Source organism: Saccharopolyspora sp. NPDC045941 (assembly GCF_056431445.1).
Genome location: NZ_JBWKKU010000054.1, coordinates 44315 through 68054, shown reverse-complemented (window position 1 = coordinate 68054; position 23740 = coordinate 44315). Strand labels below are relative to the sequence as shown.

Below are 23740 nucleotides of genomic sequence, written 5' to 3'. Positions count from 1 at the left end.
GGTCCGGTGATGCGGATTCCGGATACGGCAGTGACATCGGCGGCCGATTCGGTGACACCGGCGGCGGGTCCGGTGATGCGGATTCCGGATACGGCAGTGACATCGGCGGCCGATTCGGTGACACCGGCGGCGGGTCCGGTGATGCGGATTCCGGATACGGCAGTGACATCGGCGGCCGATTCGGTGACACCGGCGGCGGGTCCGGTGATGCGGATTCCGGCTATGACAGTGACATCGGCGGCCGATTCGGTGACACCGGCGGCGGGTCCGGTGATGCGGATTCGGGCTACGGCAGCGACACCGGCTCTGCGCCTGCCGGCAGCGGCGTTTCTGCCGATGGCCCGGCCAGCATCAGCCCACTGACCACCACCGCTGCCGCGGCAGCAACGGGTGTGGGTATGGGTGTGGGGGCCGGTGGTGTGCTCGGTCAGGGTGGTGGGCCGAACCCCGCCCCCGCTGCAGCGGGCACCCCGCCACCGGGAACACCTCTGCCCGCATCGGGTGCGATGAACTCAGTCACCGAGACACCCGTGTCGGGCACTCCACCGACTGCGGGTGCTCCGGCGGCCGGTGTCGCCAATCCGGTCGCCGGGGCTCCCACGCCTGGCGCGTCATCGCCCACTGTTGACGGGCGGCCTGCCGTGGACACTCCGGCTCCGGCCGTCGATGTGCCCACGGCTGGACAGCACCCGGCCACATCCGCTGTCCCCGTCGGCAACACCGAATCCGATGCGCCCCGAACCACGCCACACACCGGCATTCCACACACGGAACTGCCCGAGACCGGCCTACCGCAGACCGGCCCAACCCCACCGATGACCGGCCTACCGCAGACCGGCTCGGCATCGGGTGGCTCGGCATCGGGCGGAACATCCTCGCTCACGCGCCCGCAGGGCAGCCCGGCGACCGTGCCCGGCATGCCACCGACGATGGCGGTGGACTCTCCCGTGCCGGACACGGCGACCACGCACGCGGGGCGGCACAGCACCGATCAGTTCCAGGACACCGAAACCGCCGTTGCGCACGAGGCACCGCGGCCGGGCGAACTCGACACCGGGGTCACGCAACCGGCGGCACAGCTCCGGTGGCCGGAAGAACCGGACGGTGACCTGCTCGAAGGCGTGCGGTCGGCGATGCGGAAGATCCGCCGGCAAGGCACCGAACCCGACAACAACCCCACAGTCACGGCACAAGACGCACGCCACGCATACGCCCAGTGGCGCCACACCCGGAACACATACCCGGAATGGACCCACCGTCCGGTACCCACACATGTCACGAGCCTGGCCGAGGAAATCGCCTGGATCGAAGCACACCGACACAACGGCCAGCACCGGCCACCTGTCCCAGGCCTGCCCGGCGGCGCACCCGCACCCACCAACCCCACCACGTCAACACCCTCTGGCAGCCAAGCCCACACCAGCGACCACGCAGACACCACGCCGATCACCCAGACCATGCAGGTGCCCGCCGACATAAAGAACGAGATCATCCAGTGGCGTCCGGGAGACGAAGGCCCGCAGACACTGAAGGAATACCTGAAGAACCTCTCCTGGAACAACGGCCAACAACTACCCCTCACCCGTAACGACGTGAGCGGCCATCTTCATCCCGACACGCAGAATCTCGTGCGGCAATGGGCACAAGGCCTGCACGGACAGAAAAGCGCCCTTGGGGTGGCGAAACTGTCCGGCCGCCTGATCTCCCGAACGACCGTGTCCAAGTTGTGGCGGCCGACGCCGTCTGTGGAGGTGCCCGCCGAGATACAGAACCAGATCATCCAGTGGCGTCCGGGAGACGAAGGCCCGCAGACACTGAAGGAATACCTGGAGAACCTCTCCTGGGACGACGGCCAACAACTACCCCTCACCACCGACCGCGCACATCGCCTTCACGTTGAGGTCACACAGGAACTCGTGCGGCAATGGGCACAAGGCCTGCACGGACAGATGAACACCCCCGGGGTGGCGAAACTGTCCGGCTACCTGATCTCCCAACCGACTGTGTCCAAGTTGTGGCGGCCGATGTCGCTGTCTGTGGAGGTGCCCGCTGAGGTAGAGACGAGCGGTGAGGTGGTCGGTGACGGCGGCTCGCTGCTGTTGCCGGGCCTGGTGTCACATGCTGCTGGTGTCGCTCAGGCCGGATTGCCGGATGACGTGCGTGACGGAATCTTCCGCGTCCTTGATGTGGACGAGACGGAGTTGCTCCACCTGGACGTGGAGCGTGTTGTGGAGTATGGGAGGCAGTTGGGCGAAGTGATCGCGGGGCTGGTTGCGAGGTGGGGGCCGGAGGTGGAGTTGCCGGACATCCGGATCACGGTCCGGGCGAATGTCCAAGGTGACAGGAGGCCGAATCCGCCGCGTGGGTCGCTGCCGGGCGCGTGGCAGCCGACGGTGAAGGAGCGGACGCAGAGCCGCATCAAAGGCTTGCTGGACCAGGGGATGAAGCACCGGCCGTCGCGTGGTGAGGGCGAGAACGGGGCCGATAGGGACGGTGAGCGCGGCGTCGGTGATGAACTCGCGGCCGTCCTGGAACGTCTGCCGGTGACCTGGTCTTGGGCGAGTCTTACAAGGAAACGCGGCCAGGATCCCGACTTGCCGCTCGTGCCCGGGTTCGACATCCGGTCTGACGGTGGCCTGTCGGGCCGGACCGCGGAGGACTATCGCAACGCCCGTTGGCTGACCGTCGGTTTTCTCCGCGGCAATGCCCATCGTCTGTCGGCCGCTGCTGAGCAGCGGCTGTTGTGGCGGCTGGAGGGCTTCGTCGGCCGGTTTGTGGCGAGTCCGCCTGATGCGCGTCCCACCCTGAACGTCGCGATTGGGAAGAACTCGCAGGGCCGTGAGGAGCGGGTCAAGGAACTACGGGACCGTGCGCTGACAGAGGTATATGAGGGGCTTCGCCCGCGGTACGGGTTGCCCTCGTTCGCCGAGCTGCGTGAACACGTGCTGATCAGCTCCCAGCCCGAAGCCAGAAACGAGCTGCGGCTCATCGAGACCTCTGCTCCAGCACCGGCTGGCAGCCGGCCGGGCACCGGTGTCCATGCCGACACCGGCATGTCCACCTGGTCACCGCAGGACACCCACACCACTGGAGGACAACGAGACGACGGCGTGGCGCCGCAACCCGCTTCCGGCCATGCCGGTAGGGGTGAGGGCGACGTAGCGGGAGGTGGTGTGCTGCCTCCGGCCGAGCAGGACGAGCCGGTGGTGGGTGGCGCCGCTGCGTGGGGTGTGGACGCTCTCATCGGCCGTTCGGCGCCGGGTGTTGTGGGTGCACAGCCCAGCGAAGAGACCGACGGCGGCTCGCTGTTCGCGGGCTCGACACCGTCGGGGTTGATCGGGTCCGACGCCGGCTCTGACGGTCTACCCGAACCGGACGTCGACGACACCGACGAGGCACAGCCGGGCGTTTCCCGGTCTGGTAGCCGGCTGGGCATCGGTGACCACGCTGATACCGGTGTGCACGAAGGGAGGTTGGAACAAGACGGTCCCTTCCCGGATGAGGTGATGCCGGAGCACTCCGAAGTCGACCCGAATGCGGCGGACTTCGACCTGACCGGCCTCGACCTCGACCTGACCAACGAGTACCTGACCGGCTTCAACCAGACTTACGGGAACCCGACCGACTTCAACCCGACCCACGAGGACCTGCCCCACGAGTACCAAAACGGTGTCGCAGATGCTGACCTGTTCGAGACTTGGGCTGACCTGTTCGAGGCTTGGGACGAAACCGCCGAAGATGCGATCGAGTCTTTCCCGGCCCCGGGATGGAACGCGACTCGCCACGCGATGCCCTGGTCCAACGACCATGGCGACCAGGTCGGCGTGTCGTTTCCCGCGTACCCGCCGGTGGCAGCCAGCCCGGACACACAGGTGTGGCCGTTGTCCACCAGGCTCGGTGACCGGACCGGCGTGCTCTCCTCGCCCGGACCCATCAATCCGGAGCCGACAGGCTGGCCGCTGGTCGACGGCAGCGGCCAACAGGCCGGGGCCGCGTTCCCCACGAACACCCCACCGCCACCCACCGAAAAACCACTGCCCAACGATACCGTTATGGATGATGCCGGTTTGGTGATGCCGGGCGCAGGTGATACCGCCAATGAGGGCAGCGGCGGCTTTAGCGGCAGGAACGAGGACATCTCCAGGCTGACCCAGCTCGCCGGGCTCGCGCTCGCGTCCAGTGAGTTCGAGGTACCGCACGCGCAACGCACAACGGCGAGGGCGTTGGGGCTGCAAATCCGCGATGTCGCAGCCGACGGGGACTGCTTCTACCAGTCGGTTGTGGATTCCGTGCCACAGGAGGAATGGGACCGACGCGGTTATGCGCGGACCGTGCCGGGATTGCGTCACGCACTCGCTGACTACCTTCTACAAGACGATAGCCACCTCTCCTATTTCGCCGCCCTCGCCAACGGCGATGACATGCAGGCCACGCTGCAGCTACAGGAAGCCGCAGCCAACATACGCAAATCCAGGACCTGGAACAACGACGGCGGTGACATCGCTCCCCAACTCGTCGCCGGCTTGCTGGACGTCAACATCAAGGTGATCGGCCCCGACGGTGTCCTGTCCACCCAGGGCACCGTCGACGACGGCACGAGGCGGACCTACTACATCGTCTACAACGGCACAAACCACTACATGGCCACCCAGCGCCTGCAAGACACCCACACCGTCGAAACCGCTGGAGAACAACGACGCGACCCTATTGCGCCGCACCCCGCACAGCACACCATCTCCCCACGAACACACACCGGGGTCACGCAACCGGCGGCACTGCTGCGGTGGCCGGCAGAACCGGACGGTGACCTGCTCGAAGGCGTGCGGTCGGCGATGCGGAAGATCCGCCGGCACGGCACCGAACCCGACAACAACCCCACAGTCACCGCACAAGACGCACGCCACGCCTACGCCCAGTGGCGCCACATCCGGAACACATACCCGGAATGGACCCACCGTCCGGTACCCACACATGTCGTGAGCCTGGCCGAGGAAGTCGCCTGGATCGAAGTATCCCTACGCAACGGCCAACACCGGCCACCTGTCCCAGGCCTGCCCGGCGACACACCCGCACCCACCAACCCCACCACGTCAACACCCTCTGGCAGCCAAGCCCACACCAGCTACCACGCAGACACCACGCCGATCACCCAGACCATGCAGGTGCCCGCCGACATAAAGAACGAGATCATCCAGTGGCGTCCGGGAGACGAAGGCCCGCAGACACTGAAGGAATACCTGAAGAACCTCTCCTGGAACAACGGCCAACAACTACCCCTCACCCGTGACGGGAGCAACCACCTTCATCCCGACACGCAGAATCTCGTGTGGCAATGGGCACAAGGCCTGCACGGACAGATGAGCGCCCCCGAGGCGGCGAAACTGTCCGGCCGCCTGATCTCCTCAACGGTCGTGTTCAAGTGGTGGCGGCCGATGTCGCCGTCTGTGGAGGTGCCCGCCGAGATACAGAACCAGATCATCCAGTGGCGTCCGGGAGACGAAGGCCCGCAGACACTGAAGGAATACCTGAAGAACCTCTCCTGGGACGACGGCCAACAACTACCCCTCACCACCGACCGCGCACATCGCCTTAACGTTGGGGTCACGCAGAATCTCGTGTGTCAATGGGCACAAGGCCTGCACGGACAGATGAGCGCCCCCGAGGCGGCGACGCTGTCCGGCCGCCTGATCTCCTCATCGGCCGTGTTCAAGTTGTGGCGGCCGATGCCGCCGTCTGTGGAGGTGCCCGCCGAGATACAGAACCAGATCATCCAGTGGCGTCCGGGAGACGAAGGCCCGCAGACACTGAAGGAATACCTGGAGAACCTCTCTTGGGACGACGGCCAACAACTACCCCTCACCACCGACCGCGCACATCGCCTTAACGGTGGGGTCACGCAGGAGCTCGTGCGGCAATGGGCACAAGGCCTGCGCGGACAGATGAACGCCCCCGGGGTGGTGAAACTGTCCGGCCGCCTGGTCAGCCTCCGCACTGTGTTCGCGTGGTGGCGGCCGGTGTCGCTGTCTGTGGAGGTGTCCGCTGAGGTAGAGACGAGCGGTGAGGTGGTCGGTGACGGTGGCTCGCTGCTGTTGCCGGGCCTGGTGTCACATGCTGCTGGTGTCGCTCAGGCCGGATTGCCGGATGACGTGCGTGACGGAATCTTCCGCGTCCTTGATGTGGACGAGACGGAGTTGCTCCACCTGGACGTGGAGCGTGTTGTGGAGTATGGGAGGCAGTTGGGCGAAGTGATCGCGGGGCTGGTTGCGAGGTGGGGGCCGGAGGTGGAGTTGCCGGACATCCGGATCACGGTTTGGACGAATGTCCAAGGTGACAGGAGGCCGAATCCGCCGCGTGGGTCGCTGCCGGGCGCGTGGCAGCCGACGGTGAAGGAGCGGACGCAGAGCCGCATCAAAGGCTTGCTGGACCAGGGGATGAAGCACCGGCCGTCGCGTGGTGAGGGCGAGAACGGGGCCGATGGGGACGGTGAGCGCGGCGTCGGTGATGAACTCGCGGCCGTCCTGGAACGTCTGCCGGTGACCTGGTCTTGGGTCAAGCTTAGTAGGAAACGCAGGAAACGCGGCGAACACCCCGACTTGCCCCTTCAGTCCAATTTCGACATCTGGTCTGCCGGTGGCCTGTCGGGCCGGACCGCGGAGGACTATCGCAACGCCCGTTGGCTGACCGTCGGTTTTCTCCCCGGCAATACCCATCGTCTGTCGGCCGCTGCTGAGCAGCGGCTGTTGTGGCGGCTGGAGGGCTTCGTCGGCCGGTTTGTGGCGAGTCCGCCTGATGCGCGTCCCACCCTGAACGTCGCGATTGGGAAGAACTCGCAGGGCCGTGAGGAGTGGGGCGGGCAACTACGGGACCGTGCGCTGACAGAGGTATATGAGGGGCTTCGCCCGCGGTACGGGTTGCCCTCGTTCGCCGAGCTGCGTGAACACGTGCTGATCAGCTCCCAGCCCGAAGCCAGAAACGAGCTGCGGCTCATCGAGACCTCTGCTCCAGCACCGGCTGGCAGCCGGCCGGGCACCGGTGACCACGCTGATACCGGTGTGCACGAAGATACGGGACAGGGCACAGCCGCTGCTGTCGTCGAGTCAGGCGCCACCACGGACACCGGCCCCGGCACCAGAGCGCAACGCAAACGCCGGGCTTCTTCCGGCAGTGACCAGCAGCCGCTCGAGCCACCGGCGAAACGGCTACGGCCGGACTCCGCCACGGCGGCCGGTGAGTCCAGAGAACAACACGGTCCCTTCCCGGATGAGCTGATGCCGGAGCACTCCGAAGTCGACCCGAACACGGCGGACTTCGACCTGACCGGCCTCGACCTCGACCTGACCAACGAGGAGCTGACCGGCTTCGACCCGACCGGCTTCGACCCGACCGACTTCAACCCGACCGACTTCAACCTGACCCACGTGGACCTGACCGGCGTGAACCCGGCCGGCTTCGACCCGACCCACGTGGACCTGACCGACCTCGACCTGGACCTGGACTTGACCGGTGTCGCGGATGCTGACCTGTTCGAGGCTTGGGACGAAACCGCCGAAGATGCGATCGAGTCTTTCCCGGCCCCGGGATGGAACGCGACTCGCCACGCGATGCCCTGGTCCAACGACCATGGCGACCAGGTCGGCGTGTCGTTTCCCGCGTACCCGCCGGTGGCAGCCAGCCCGGACACACAGGTGTGGCCGTTGTCCACCAGGCTCGGTGACCGGACCGGCGTGCTCTCCTCGCCCGGACCCATCAATCCGGAGCCGACAGGCTGGCCGCTGGTCGACGGCAGCGGCCAACAGGCCGGGGCCGCGTTCCCCACGAACACCCCACCGCCACCCACCGAAAAACCACTGCCCAACGAAACCGCCGTTGCGCACGAGGCACCGCGGCCGAGCGAACCCGACACCGGGGTCACGCAACCGGCGGCACAGCTCCGGTGGCCGGAAGAACCGGACAGTGACCTGCTCGAACACGTGCGGTCGGCGATGCGGAAGACCCGCCGGCAAGGCACCGAACCCGACAACAACCCCACAGTCACCGCACAAGACGCACGCCACGCCTACGCCCAGTGGCGCCACACCCGGAACACATACCCGGAATGGACCCACCGTCCGGTACCCACACATGTCACGAGCCTGGCCGAGGAAATCGCCTGGATCGAAGCACACCTACACAACGGCCAACACCGGCCACCTGTCCCAGGCCTGCCCGGCGGCGCACCCGCACCCACCAACCCCACCACGTCAACACCCTCTGGCAGCCAAGCCCACACCAGCTACCACGCAGACACCACGCCGATCACCCAGACCGCGCAGGATGCGATCGTGCCAAAGGCCTCCGAACTCGTGGGGGAGCGGCAGCAGGAGGTGGCCCCGCCGCAGCTAGCGGCGGAGGTGCGGGTGTTGCTGCCACACAACGTCGTCCGGGCGGAGAAAATCGACGGCCAGGGGATTCGGCGGACCGCGCAGGAAGCGCTTGAACGGGCCGGGGTGACCGAGCAACGTATCGAGCAGGTACTGCACGGGCTGTCCGACGCCGCGCTCAAGACCAATTTCACCGTCCTCAACGGCGAGGGGCTCACCGTGAGCGTCGGCCGCGGCACGGACGCAGTGGAGATCTCTGTGCACGCGCGGCTTACCGACGACACGGTTTCCGGAGGGGCACCGGAGACGGCGGCCCAGAAGCCCGGCAAGCCTGGGAAGCCGGGGAAGGGCGGCAAGAAGCCCAAAGGAAACAAGATCGAGAACTCTTCGGGCGGCTACGGCGAGGTCAAGCACGAGGCGTCCTCCCCAGGCCGCTGGGACGACGGGTACGGCTACCGCGCCAGCATCCCCGTGCCCGGCGCCTCTGTGCAGATCGCGACCAGCCTCAAGGGGCTCACCCCGCAATCGTCTTGGAAGGCCACCGACAGCTCGGAACTCCGGCACGGCTCGTCACTCAAGCCGCTGGGCGCCCGCACCACGAGTTCGCACGACCTGACGCACACCGTCACCGTGCGCCGCAACGGCCAGGAACCCGTTCAACTCAGCGGGCAGCGCGCCGGTGCGGCGACCGTGAGCACGCCGAACGTCCTGCACGGCCTGCGGCGCGTGGACACTGCGGAGCTCGGCAGCGGGTCCGCCACCGGGTTTGAAGCCTGGCTGAACGGCGAGCACGCATCCGCGCGGCCCGGCGAGTCGGTCTACCTGTGCGGCAGCCAGGCGCTGTTCGACAGCGCCAAGGCTCTCGTGCACCGGCACGATGACTGGGCTGGCAAGGCCGACGAGATCGGCTCGTCGCTGCGCAACACTCTGCGGGGCATGGTCGGCAGCGCCAATCTCAGCCAACGCGGGCCGGAACTGCTGTCCGGCGGCACCATTACCGAGAAGCTGGAGATCCGGGACGGGACCGGGAAGACCCGCACCGCGACCTTCGAGCTCAAGGTCCGCCAGGGTCAGTCGCACGCCCTGCTCACCGATGAGGAAGTCCTGGCGGGTGACACGAAGTTCACCACCAAGTTCGGCCGCAAGGACGGCCGCGAGATGCAGGCCACAGTGGAACAGCCGGTTGGTCTCGGCGGCCGGTTGGGTCTCGCCAAGAGCATCTACGACGACGGTGCCAATAGCCTCGACGCGCGTGTCTCGGCGCAGGGCAAGCTGACCTCGCAGGAAGAGCACAGCGAGACCCTCGGCGACGACCTGCGCATCGAACTCGAGTGGGAGCACCAGGGCAAGTTGCGCGGCGTCAGCGCGGACCTGACCTACGACCTGCGGGTCACGTTCGATGACGGGGTGGTGGAGGACACCTCACACGACATGGAGGACGGCGTTACCAAGTGGCGCGCGCTCGCCCCGGCACGCACGGACTCGGACGCGACCTCGCCGACGCAGTTCGATGGGGAGCCGTTCCCACCGCAGAAGGTCCTCGGCGCCGCCGAAACCCGATTCTCCAACGTTGCCGCGGTCAACGCAGCACTGCGCGAGATGCTGCCTGCGGGGGTGCTGCAGCCCGAGGGCGGGACCGCCGAAGCGCACATGGCCGACAACGAGGTGATGCTGAACGACTTCGTGTCGGACCGTGGGTTCAGCAGCCATTCCCCGGATCTCAACGGGCCGGGTCTGCCGCTGGTGTTCACCAAGGCCACCTACGCCGACACGTCCCGCCCGGACGAGCTCGTCGGCGTGGTCATCCAGGCCGTTCCGCGTGGCTCCCAACCGCGCGGAGGGTACGGCACCTTCGACTCCGGCACGGCCGAGGCCGAGGCTGCTGCCGGGCGTGTGCCGGGCGCCGGGCTGAAGGGCGAGCTGACCGGCAGCACGAAGGTGGAGCACAGCAGTTCGGTCAAGACTGGCAAGACCCTCGGCGGCGGTGCCGGCCTGCGCGGGCGCGCCGAAGCATGGGGGCAGTTGAACCTCAACGTCCAACGCGCGGACAAGTACAACACCGTGGAGTCCACACTGGACTCATCTGGTGGAGTTGGGCGCGGCCAGGGCTGGAAGTCCTCCGACGTCGGCGCGCACCCGAAGCAGGTCGACTACCTGATCACCGTGCTGGACAACGATGGCGTGCTCGAGCAGCGGACCGTCCGAGGCGGCCCGGCGACCACCTTCGTCGGTGGGGCACTCCCCATCGGCGACCGGCCCGCGGACGCGAACAGCGCAGGTGCCAACGCTACCGGCGAGGGCAACGCTTCCGCCTTCCACGAGGTCGAGCACGACACACCGCGTCGGCCGGAGGGCTGGAAGCCGGCCGCGCTGCCCGACTACTACGTGGTGCACGGCCTGGACCTGCCCGTCGTCAGCGGTCACGAGCTCACCAGCCGGCTGCTCGGCGACTTCGGCGACAACAACGTCATCGCCGCGCACCAGGTGCATTCCTTCGCTGGTCCGGAAGAGGTCGCCACCCACTTCGACAGCGTCACCACCGGCACCTACGAGGGCGTGGTGCACCGCTACGCAGAGGGCATGTTCCTGTCCGCTGAGGAGCGGCTCGGCGACATCAAGCAGCACACGGTGCTGAGCAACGCGCGCCTGAACGGGCCACCGCAGAATGTCGAGCTGAACTTCATCAGCAAGGTCAGCGGCGCCACCGGACACAGCACCACCAAATTCAGCGGCGGCGGCTGGACCCAGCGCGTCCGGTTCGGCGGGCAGAGCAACGGCGACGGCGCCAGGATCATGCCGATGGTCAGCCACTCGGCCCCGCAGTCGGCATCGAAGGGGCGGTCGGTCAGCCAGGAGTTCGAGCACACCACGACCACGACTTACAAGGGCCTCGCCTACCTGGTCACCTACGACAGCAGCACGCTGTACAGCGGCAGTGAGGCCGAACACGGCGCGAACCCGTTGGGCGACGCCGTCGGGAACACGCGGCACCTCGAAGCCCACAAGAAGGGCTCGGTCCAGCTCTGGGTGCCGGCTGGCGAGATCGGCCGGCTCGGGCTGGGGCCGGACGCGAAGACCACCCCGGCCACGGGCGACGGTTCGGGCTGGGAGCCGACCGCGTTCGTCGACGACGGGCACGCCTCGGCGACTGTCCGGCCCGAAGTCACCGGGCGCCTGGTCAGCGGCATCAAGGAGCTCCTCGGCAGCGTCCCGCAGCAGAACGTGCCGCGCACCGCCGGCCAGCAGTTCACCGACTACCTGACCAAGCTCGCGCTCGGAACGGCCGAGCCGCGCGCCAGCCGGGACCTGTGGAGGCAGAGCGTCCGTGACGTCGCCCCGCGCGGCTTGCAGGCGCTGTTGAAGGACTTGCGCGGACCAGGCAAGCGGTGGTCCACCACGATGTTGGGGCCGCTCGGCACGATCGATGTCACGCTGACTTTGAAGGGGCGGCAAGGCCCCGGCCGGTTCGACGGGGTCGAATCCGGGTGGAGCGAGAAGCACGAGATCAAGACGACCTCCGAGGACGCCGTCACCACGAAGAGCGGTCAACAGCGCCGGGTCCAGCCGATGCTCGGCGCACGACAGTCGGGGGATGGTTCGCGGCAACCGGTGGCGTTCATCGGGCAGGGCGCCGCCGCCCAGAAGTCGTCCGCCAAGCTCGTCGAGACCGCCAGTGAGGAAAGCACCCGGACGTACTCGTTCGAGAGCGACTTCGTGATTTTCGAACACGACCTGGACCTCGTACTTACGGTGGCCAAGACCGCGCACGCCAACCGCGCGCCGCGGACCCTGACCCTGGGCCTCGCCGACCTGGTGACCCCGGCGAGCACCAGTAGGACGCTCCCGCTGCCGGCGTTGCCCGGCGTGGTGCGTACCCGCGTACCCATCGGCGAGCTCGCTCCCACCGAGTACCAGCCGCAGCGGATCGACACGCTGCCCGAGATGAGCCACGCGAAGGCGAACTCGGACGAGATGCACAAGGTCCTCCAGCGGTTCCTCGCGCCCCCGGCCGAGCAGGCCGAAGACACCGCGCCGCCGGTGCCGCTGGGCGCGACCTGGACCCGGCACGCCATCCTGACCGGCACCACCACGAGCGCGCTCTCGGCACAGCTGCCGGACGCTATGCGTGAAGGCGGCTACCGACTCGACGGCCTCGACCACGACAGCCACGCCGCCGACCTCACGCGGAACCCGCTGGAGTCCCTGGTCTTTCATGCCTACCTGGACGATGCGCACGTCACACCGACCGCGGACTCGGCAGGACTGACGACCAAGGGCTCCACCACAACCAGCATCAAGGAGGAGCACAAGGAAGGGCCGGTCCTCAAGCCCAGCGCCCGCGTCCGGCAGGTCCCGCAGGCCACGATCGGCGGACCGGAGTACTCCTGGCAGCAGACTTCGGCTGCGAAGTCGAAGTTCAAGGACGCCAAACCGGAGCAGAAGTCCAGCGGCGAGACCTACCTGGTGAGCGCCATGGCGAATTGGACGATCGAGCCCAACTACCGGGAGGGTGCGCCTGAGGGTTGGAACAAGCCGCTCCACGTCAGGGACAAGGTCTTCGTGCATACCGACGAGGCCGGTCTGCGCAAGATGGGGCTGCGGCCGCCGCGTCCTGAGAATCTCGCCTGGCGACGTACCCCGGTACGGGAGGCGTCGTGGTTCACCCCGCTGCCGAACCCGCTGAAGCCCACCGACTGGGAGCACCTGCGGAACGCGCTCCCGGATGGCTCGGCGGACTTCGAGATCAGCGGTGCCAAGATGTCCAGCCGCCCCGACGATGTCGTGGACCGCGTCGTAATGGTCAATTACGACTGGCGGCGTTTCGAGGTCAACGGGCGCGGGGTTCAGGAGTTCACGTTCAAGGCGCACCTGAAGAAAGATGAATTCCTGGCGCCGGCGCGGAACAGCGCGGAGCGTGAGCTGCGGCTCGCTGAGGAAGCCGACGCCGATGCCGCCGTCGCCGATGCCACCGTCGCGGTCCGGCGTCTCCAACTGCAACTGGATTCGTCGCCAGACAACGCCGACGCGCTGGCCCGCGCGCAGGCCGACGTCGATGCTGCTCGGCGTCGGGCCGACGAGCAGCGGGAGAAGGCCTATGCGGCCGGCGTGGAGCTGGATCAGCGGCGGCAGCTGGTCGACGATGTCAAGCGGCGTGCCGCCGGTGCGGTGGACGAGGTGTTCAACCAGGGCTACCGGATGCCGCGTTCCGGCGACCAGTTCCACATTCGGCTCGAGTTCGTCGATGACCCGACGCAGGCGCATCAATCGATCCATCTCCACACAGATCCGGGTGCGCGTTCAGACCAGCTCAGCTGGAACCCGTACACCGCCGACGACTTCGAGTTTGCCCACGAGCTCGGACACTGGCTGGGCCTTCCCGACGAGTACCGCCAGTTGGGGGCCTACCAGCTGGGCCGGCGGCAGGCCGCAGACGGTGTGTGGCTGCCGGAGTACACAGTCCGGACGCACCTGAACACCGATTCGACCGTGGGCCAGCTGCGAGAAGAAGCACGCACCCACGAGCGGTGGGCCGCCGAAGCCGAGGCGGACGCGGCGCGCGAACCGCATGATGCGAGGCTGCAGGACGAGGCGCAGCAGTTGCGGGCGGAGGCGGATGAGTGGAAGCAGCGGCTCGCGGAGGCCGAGCGGGAGATTGATGAGCTGAAGGAACGCGCGACCGGCGCGGCCTCGGGGTTGTTCGATCCCGAGCGGATGCACCCGGATTCGGGGTTCTTCGTCAACCTGCAATTCACCGACATCTCGTCGGACTCGCATTTCCGCGTCGATCTCATGGAGAAGGCGCCCGGCAAGCCGAGAGCCTGGGATACCCGGACCGGCGCGTTCAACCTCGCCGACGCGGTTGGTCGCCACCTCGGGTTGGAACCCGAATTCCTCCAGGCGCTGCGCCAGGACCAGGCCCGCAACATCCAGGCGCGCCCGAAGGCCGACGACCGGCTGGTGTTCAACCGGGCCGACCCGCCGATGCCCACCGACACCACGACAGGCCGGCCGCATCGCCCGCAGAACTCCTACATCGACGATGACGGGCTGATGGGCACCCACCAGCGGACGTTCCTGCCACGCCACCTGTGGCGGATCGAGGAGATTGCGATCTCGCAGGGGCTGCGCCCGGACGTGGCGGTGCCGGGCCCGGAGCGCTGGGCGCGGACGCTGGATTACTTGTTGTCGCGGGATTCGGTCAACAAGGAGGCGGTGCTGAACGAGCTGGCGGCGCTGCGCGGGGACCCTGCGGCGGTCCAAGAGGTGCGGGCGGCGTTCCTGGCGAACGCCGGGGACACGCTGGACACGGTCCTGCGCATGGTGCTCGGCGAGGACGGTTATCAGGAGGCTGTGCAGCAGCTGGAGCCGCGAGACAACTCGGCTGCCGACGCGGACACCGAGAACCTCCGCGAAGTCGCGCAGGCGGATTCGCGTCCGTCCGAGCGGGTGGACGTGCCCGCGTCCGACCGGGCGGCGGCGGCCGATTCCGAGCCGAATCGGCCCGAAGAGCGGGCCGTTGCACCGCAGGACGCTTCGGCGCTCGCCTCCTCCGAGCCCCCACTCTCGCCGTCTTTAATCGCCGAGGTGGGGTTCGAACTGGAGCTGCCGGGTGTAAGGGTCCCGTTCTCCTCCCGGGGTGAGGTTCTGCTCGAGGGTGTCGGGTGGCGACTGGAAACCGACGATGTCGCGGGTTCCGATCGTTCCGATCTCGAGTTCGTGTTGTCCCCCATGTCGAGCATGCGCGAGATCGAGGATGCGATCCGGGATATCGTGGGCGTGATCGGCGCGATGCGAGAACTCGCGTTGGCCGGCCAGCCGTTCTCACTATCGCAGGTGGCGAGTGGATCTGCGCGAGAGGCGCATCTCCGCAGGGACACACCCGTCATCGTCGAGGACATCCGGTTCCAAGCCCGTATGCAGGCGACCTACGGCATCGGTCTGAAAGACCTCCACGAGGTCATCGACGAACTCTTGACGACCAGACAAGCGACGACGATTCATCAGTCTGCGGACCGGATCCGGCGGCTCTACGAGCAGAAATCCCCTGACTCACTGTCGGAGGATTCCCGTGGGTTCGTGGAGCTGCTTGCCATGTACCTCGAACGTGCCGGAGCGGAAACGTTCGGTAACGGCGATGTAAAATTCAGATTCCGGTTGAACAGCCGAAGCGACTTCGTGTCCGTCTACGAGAAGTTGCTCACCGACGCCGACCGGGAGCAGGTGCGCAGGCTGCTCCTTGCGGAGCCGGATCAGGATGTTCCGGATTTCATGGCGGCACTGGGCCGCCGGGCATCGGATCTGGTCTTCGCAAAGCCGTACGACACCGAGGAGGAGAATACGAAATCGGCCGGGCCGCGGATTGTCGACTGGCTGGGTTCGATCGTGAAAGGCCGGAACGAGGGAGCGTTCAAGAAGGACCTGCTGTCGCCTCCCTCGGGTTACCCGCTGCACAGCGGCAACCTGGACGTCGACTACGGCATGGGCGCGATGGGTGTGGACGAGGTGAACAGGTTGATCCTGTTCGAGGTCCGCGGCGCTCCTTACCGCCCGACTGACCTGCCGTTGAACGGGAGGGCGTTCCACGCCGTAGCCGAGGAGTACAGGAGGGCCGCGCAGCGCAACGGTTCCCTGGCGCCCGTTCGGACGACCAACTCGCCGGCGGCGCACGCTGTCCAAATCACTGACCGGCTCAACAACGTGTGGCAGGACCTTTCCAACGTTCACGGCAATGTCACCAGGCTGGGCGAAGGCCTGACGGACAGGGCCTGGCGGTTGTTCTCCAACTCCACCATGTCCTCGATGAAGGAGATCGACCAGATCGAGAAAGGGGCGTTGCCTGAGGGAACGGAAGGCCTCCGTCCCCGGCTCGGCGAGATGGGGAGCGTTCTTCGGGCGCTGCGGGACATTCACGACGCCGCTCAGGTCGCGTCGCACATGCCGGCCTTCGAAGTGGCCCTTCGGGAATTCGAAATGGCGCTGTGGGACGCCGAGAACCGCCTGGGACCGTACGTCGACCATGCCGACCGGCCCGACGCCGTGCAGCGGCTGGAGTGTCGCGGCAACTCGGCAAACTCGGCCGCCGACGCGGACACCGAGAACCTCCGCGAAGTTGCGCAGGCGGACTCGCACCCGACCGAGCGGGTGGACGTGCCCGCGTCCGACCGGGCAGCGGCGAACGATTCCGAGTCGGATTCGTCGGTCGGCGACAGGTCGGTTCCCGACGCGCCCGTGAACGACGGCACGCGCTGGCCGGACGGCGAGGAGCCCCTGGCGGAGAGCCGAGCCAGGCGGCGCACCGAGCTGCTAACGGCCGAACCGATGATGCGGAAGGACGAAATCGACGCGGCAGCGGACCGGGTGCTGCGGGACGTTGAGGAGTCCGTGCGCTCGGAGCGGTCCGAGCCGGCCCCGTTGCTCGGCGAGGATTACTTCGGTCTGCTGGACCCATTGGTCCGGTCGGATCTGCTGGCCGAAGTGGACCTCGCCCAGCTGGGAACCGACAAGTTGGACGCGCTGTTCGACGCGGTCGACCTCACGCACGACGCCCCTGCCGTGATCAAGCCCGAGGACCTCGCATCTGCCCCCGACAAGGTGATCACCGTCCACCGCCCCGAGGGGACGCGCTCGGAGTGGGCGCCGGGCGATGTCAAGCCGCTGGACGCCGACCTGGAAATGCCCTCGCTGCTGCACACGATCTGGTTCGGCAGCCCGGTTGTGTCCTCGGGGAAGTCAGCGGAAGTCTGGGAGAACTTCGGCGAGGCCGCGTCGAAGCACGCTGGCACTTCAGTGCTGTGGACCGACATCCCGCGCACGGAGTTCCACGCCGCCCGGGCCGCCGCTGCACCCACCGACGGTTCTCCGGATCCGCACGCCGGGGTGCGCGAGATGATCGAGTGGGCCCGCAAGAACCGAGTGCGCCTGGTCGATATCAACGAGATCTTCCACGCCGAGTTTCCCATGCGGCTGTCCCCGTATTTCCGAAGCCAGCTGCTGAAGTTGTCCGGGCCGGGATGGGCGGGTGCCAGCGACATCGCCCGGATTGAGATCCTTCGCGCGTTCGGCGGTACTTACACGGATGGGGACAATTTCGTCCGCAGCACGTCACTCGCGCAGGAGGTTGTCCGCAGGGCGGAAGCGTGGGCAATGTTGACAACGAGCGTGCGCAAGCTCGGCAATTCGGCGTACGCGATGCCGCGTAACCACCCCGTGGCGGACGTCATGCTGCAGCTCATGGGCAAGAAATTCGCCCTGCCCCAAGGGGAGCTGTTCACGCGGCTCAAAGACGTTCCCAAGGAACAGTTCGACTGGCCGATGATGCGGGCTCGCCGCAACTCGCTGATGTGGCGGACGGGACCGGACATGTTGTCCGAGGTGCTGACTGCTCTCGGATACCGAGCTTGGGGTGACCTGCCGATGGTGCCTGCGGTGGCCCCGATGTCCGCGGCCACGTGGCTGAGTGAACCGACCAGCGGTGCGGAGCTGATCAGTGATCCGGCTGCGACCGCCGAACTCACCCGGAAGGTCGTGCAGACGCTGGTGCGCGACCTCCATAACCGTGACGGGGACCTGCACCTCACGACAATTGCCCCGGCGCTCGCACGGCACGCTGACCCCGACGTCGTGCTGACGGCCGCGATTCGGTTCCTTGCCTCGCGTCCCGAGCTGGCCGGGCTGGTCCGCACGGTGACCGACACCGTCTGGCGGGACGGCGAGTACCACGAGGTGCACAAGCCCGAGCCCGTGCGCGAGCTGCTCACCGTGGCCTCCGACGGGCACCGGGAAGTGATCGCGGAGGTCGTGAAACCGGCGGAGCTGCGCACTGGGGGCGACCTCGCGACGCTTGGCGAGGGCGACCCGCCAGCCCCAGCGAAGTCCGAAGTCGACTGGTCAGCGGCGCTGACCGACTCGATGGAGATGGGTGGCGCCGCCACCCGGTCCGGCGAGCCGGTCACCGAAGCGTTCGGGCCCGCCGAGCAGACCCCCGATGAACGATTCAGCGCGTCGCGGACGGATACCACCCCCGGGGAAGCCGCCGAGCGGAGCGAGCCCGCGGCGGCGGTGCAGGACGGCGACGGAGCTGAAAGGGACGGGGACAGCGAGGAGAACAGCTCTGGCGCGGAGGTGACCGAGCACCCCGAAAACACCGACCCGGCCGGGAACGAGGCTCTCTCCCGGCGTGATCTGCCGCGCTACCTGCGCGGGAACCGCGGACTCGGTGCCGCGAGGCAGCTCACCGCCACCCAGGGCGCCGACCGGATCGTTTCCGCCGCCCAGAGCCTGCTGACCAAGACACCGTCCGCCGAGGACATTCACGACCTGCGGCACGCCGTGGCGAACGAGTTCGAGTCGTTCCTCGGCGGCGGCCGGGAGCTGAAAGTGGGGGGGAAACGCCTCCTGGTCAGGGCCGAGCTGGAGTGGGCGGAGGCCACTTCCATCGAGGCGGACCTCTCGACACCCTCCGGGGCGACCTCGCACGCGAGCGGCGACGGTGCCGCCACGTCCAGTGGTCGTACCCCGATGTCGCGGTGGTTCTTCTTCGTCCCGGCAGTTCCGGGTCTGTTCCTGTTGGGTGGAGTCAATGCGCCGACCGCCGCTGCGACGTCTCGCAGCAGCTCACGGAAGCACGTGCACAGCGAGCAGAACCGGGTCGCGCTTCCGGACAGCACCGATAGCGAGTCCGGCTACCGGGGGATGCGTGCGGTGCGCGCGCCGGCCACGTTTTTCATCTCGCGGCTTGACAGCGAGGGGAACCCGACCCTGCCGCAGGTGCAGGTCGGCCGGGCCTTGGGCGACCAGACTCCGGTCACGGTCGAACTCGGTGTGCCCGTCGGCATGGCAGGGGCGGGACGCCGGGTGCCAGTGCCCGCGCAGCTGCCCCACTGGGCACCGGAGCACGCCGAAGTCCGCACCGACGTGCAGGGCCGGTACAAGAACAAGCCGCTGCTCGTACCCAGCCGCCGCTCGCTGCCCTGGAGCAAGCGGCCGGGCGATATCCGGCGGAACACCATGTTCGACCAGGTCGCCACCTACGTCGGCAAGCTGGGCGAGGACGCCCTCGCCACCATCCGGAAGTTCGTCAGCCCCGGCAACATCAAGCAGCATCTGCCGGAGATGACGGTGACCCCGGACCAGGCCGATGCGGGCCTAGGCTGGGTGTCCGCGGACGCGTTGCTGCCGGGTGGCAACCCGATCAAGCGGATCGTGCGCAGCAGGGGCCAGCGGCTGCAGATGCGCGTCGTCATCCGACAGGTCGCCTACGACCAGACCATCGACGGCGCGAGGTTCGAGAAGACCACTTCGGACACGGCCACCGCCAGCGACGCCAACTCGACGAGCGTCAGCGGGGATGGTTCGCTCGCCGGCGGGCCCGGTTTCGATGTCGGAATGGTCTCGGCCGGTGGCGGCCCATCCGTGGGTGGTGGGTACGGGACCAGCCACGAACAGGGCTACGAGCGTGGCACCGGGACGGAGACGACCCGAACCCACACTGGCGCGGCGACGCGCTTCCACACCGTTGGTGACCTGGAGATCCGCAAGCCGGGGCATCCGCCGATCATTTTCCGCGCAGCGGTGCGCGGCTACCACCTGGCGGAGGCGGCAGAGGCTTCGCGGCACGGCATCGACGCTGCCACAGCGGCGGACGAGGCACCCACCCGAAGGGCAGTGGAGGACACTGCGGCCTGCGCGGCGATGCAGCTCAGCGAAGCGAACGGGCGGCTGGCAAGGATCATGGAAGACTCGGCGGCGAAGCTGCCCGGCCACAAGCGGTGGAAGTGGCGGGACGCCAGATTCGTCACAGAGTTCGACGATCCGCCCCTGGACAAGGGCATTTCCGCCAAGGACGAGCGGAAGCTGGCCCGGGGCGAGGAGATCCGCGGCGGGATTTCTCCCGCGGAGCTGGCCCGCCGCGCGCCGGACATGCTCACCGACCGGCCGCTGGTGCTGGACCTCGAACCGGAACCCGGGCGGGGCCACGACTACCATGCATCGTTCGAGGTGACGGCGAGCCTGGAGGGCGGCCTGGTCGACCTCGGGCCGACCGACAGCACCGTCACGGGTGAGAAGATCTCCGAGTCGGAAGGCGGCACGTTCGCCAAGAGGCGGAACTGGACGCTCAGCGGCGGCGGCGTCGCCCGCGTGTACGTGGCCCTGCGCGGCACGGGCTTGCTGACCGCATCCAGCAAGGTCACCTACAACCGGTCCGAGTCGTCCGGGATGGGGCAGGACACCAAGCTCTCCGGCGGCGGCGTGCGCGGATCGGAACTGGACGCCGATGGCAAGGTCCGGCCCGAGCCGATGCGGCGGTACCGGGCGACGATCAAGCTCACCGTGTCCGGGCACCACTGGAACCAGCACAACGAGCTGGTCCGCGGCATCAGCGTCGGTAAGCCCGGCAAGCACGCGCCAGAGCGGCCTTCGCTGGACATCGTGGACTCCGCGGCCGCCGCCGAAGGGCGCGAGCCGGGAACGGTCACCGTGGACGTGGTCCTCGAACTGCCCGCCTCGCACGGAGAGCTGCGCCCGGACGTGCAGCCGGTCAACCGCACAGAGCTGGCAGACGTCTCGATCAACCGCAGCGATGAGCTCCGCCGCGGCGCGTCCCGCGAGCTCGACTGGGCGCAAGTCGTGTCGTTCCACGGGCTGGAGCACGTGAGGGAGGCGGTGCGGCGGGTGCTGGTGCGGGCATCCGGCGATCCGATCTGGAAGTTCGAGGACGGGCAGAACTCCGGCCTGATCGACCGTGCGATCTCGCAGGAAGCGCTGACCGGTGACCCGCGTGCGTTCAACCGCCCGACCCGGATCAGCGGGCTCTTCTGGCATCGCAGGCGGGCCGACGCGCACGCCGAGGGCGCGGTGTCCTACATGCTGCGCAACCCGGAGATCCTCCAGACCGTCTGGCAGCAGCCGGAGCAGTCGATCACCGGCGGCAGCACTACCAGTACGGAGAAGGGCGGGGCCTGGACCTGGGCCAACGCCACCGAACCGGCGTACCTGCCGACCAGCACCAACGAGATCCACACTCCGGGCACGGTCACCCACGGGTTGGGGCTGCTCCTGCACGAGCTGAGCCTCTGGGTGAGCAGCTGGGGACACAAGAAGGGTCACAGCACCGCCGTTTCCAACACCGTCTCGGTGGCCCCGGAGCCCCGCAAGATGTATTTGATCTCCGCCTCGGTGGAGGCCACGGTGGCGGGGGAGACGTGGAGCCGGGGCAAGCTGGACCGCTGGAATGTGTTCAAGCCGGAGAAGGTAAACCGGGCTGCCGAGCGCTTCGAGCTGCCGCGCGCGGCGAAGGTCTTGGTCACTCCCGAGCAGCTGGACGAGATCCGGAACAGGCAGGCGGAGGAGGACGCGCGGCGCGCTGGCGAGGCCGGCAGGGAAGTACCGTCTGCCGTGCCTGAGGCGGAACTCGCGCACGATGGCGATGTGCTCAGCCCGGTGCCGGAGGGGCAGAACATCGGCGCCCCGAAGTGGGCCGACGGCGTCATCGAACCGATCGACCTCACCAACCGCCTCGCGCCGCTGCGGGAACAATTGGTGCAGCGCCTCGGCGAGGAGCAGGCCAACCGACTGCTGCCACCCTCGCCGTTGGGGACCGAGCACAGCACGCACGACAACTACCGCGAGGCGGAGCGCTACCTGTCGCAGTTCCAGGCATCGCTGGGCGACCTGGAAGGCGGCGGCACCAGCACCCCGCTGCGGTTGCAGGACCGGTTGATCGGCGAGACCTACGAACTGCGGGTCAGCGCGGAGAAGCTGGGCGAGGCGAAGCCGGAGGGCATCACGCACGCCGAGATGGCGAAGGTCTCCAGGACCACGCGGACCGCCAGCACCGCCAGCAAGTTCTCCAGGGTGGTGGCCGAGGCGTTTACCCTCCTCGCGCCGGCCGCCATGTTCCAGAACGACTCCGCCGCCGCGCACGCCGAGACGACGCCCGGCAAGCACGGCGCGCCCTACGGCAACTTCGGCTTCGGGTTGGGGCACATCTTCGAGTGGCTCAAGCAGACCCGGGAGACCACGGGCGAGCGGACGGCCGAGCACGTGCACACCGAGACGGTGAAGGGCGCGCTCGCCCAGCACCGCACCGAGATGCTCTTCGACGTGCGCATCGAGCGACACGGCGAGCGCATCGCGGCGGCGCCGGACACCCGCGAGGTCACCACGATCACCCCGATCGAGGACACCACGGCCGTCGGCACCCGGGGTGGAACCGGCGAGGGGCACACCACCAAGCGATCCGCAGAGGATGCGACTGAGCAGGTGCTTCTGAAGTGGCATGCCGCGGAGCCCACGGAGACGCTGCCGGACGACCCCGCCAAGTTCCGGGTGATCGACTTCAGGGGCGACGTCGATGCCCTGGTCGGCCAAGTGGAGCAAGGCATCAGGGACGCGGGCGGCACGGTCGACTCGCACACCAGCCGGATGCTGCGCGCCGAGCTCACTCGGAGCCGGGTGGCCGCGCTGCAGAACGCGCCCGGACCGGAGGGGGCGGCGCTGGAACTGCCGCCGGGCCTCGGGCTGAAGGTGACCGCGCACTCCAAGCTCACCGGCCACGGCGAACTCGAGGGCGTGAGCACGCGAATCGAGATGGACGGGTCGAAGACGACGACCGGCAGCAAGGCGACCGAGGTCACCTCGGGCAGCGGCAACACCCTCGCCGCGATGCCCTACATCGCCGGTGGTGTCCCGCAAAACCCCGAACACGGCCACTACCCGCAGCGGCAGCCCTTCGGCTCAGCGGGCGACTGGGCGCTACCGATGGAGCCGCTCGGTTCTCGGGAGGCCGAACACGAGCACCACGTCAGTAACGAGTTCGGTGGGCCCGAACTGCCGGGCACCACCCGGCCCGGACCCGTCGAGACGCACACGGCAGTGCCGACGCACCGGCTGCCCGCGATCACGGAGGGCGTGGACGTGGTGCCGTTGCCGGGCGGGCAGCCGGTGACGTCGGACATGGTGCGAAGCCTGGCCGATCCCGCTGCCGAGCGGATCGTGCTGCTTTCGCCGCAGGACCCGGAGACGCAGCCGGCGAGTTTCGCCGAAAGCGGCGCGAAATTGGCCTCCGACCTGGGCAAGGAAGTCGTTGCCCTGGTTGGCAACGGCCGTGGCCGCAACCAGTGGCGTGCCTTCCCGCCGGACGGGTTGCGGTCCCAGGTGGTTCCGGCGGACGGGATGGCCGACGTCCCGGCCACGTCCGTGGTGCCCGACCGCTCCGAGCGGCGCGGCGCGACCACGACGGAGAACGAGGGTTCGCCCGGACCGTCCTACGAGTCGTGGCGGCAGCAGTACGACCGGCTGTCAACGTGGGCGGAGAAGGGGAAGGTCGCTGATGTGCCCCTGCCGCTCGCCCGGGCGATCGCGCACCAGGCCGGCGTCAA

2 protein-coding genes (1 of these 2 only partly in view) are annotated in these 23740 nt (G+C 68.0%); both read left to right on the top strand.

Features of this window, described 5'->3' with window-relative positions; all coding sequences use genetic code 11:
• A partial coding sequence (locus AC07FN_RS33500) for a hypothetical protein (protein ID WP_478399219.1) occupies nt 1-363 on the top strand: 363 nt, incomplete at its 5' end.
• Nucleotides 364-917: 554 nt separating this feature from the next.
• A protein-coding gene (locus tag AC07FN_RS33495) for a scabin-related ADP-ribosyltransferase (protein ID WP_478399218.1) crosses the window boundary here: on the top strand, nt 918-23740 show its 5' portion. It continues 20503 nt past the right edge of the window; the window shows 22823 of its 43326 coding nt (coding positions 1-22823); the start codon lies at nt 918-920; the stop codon falls past the right edge of the window.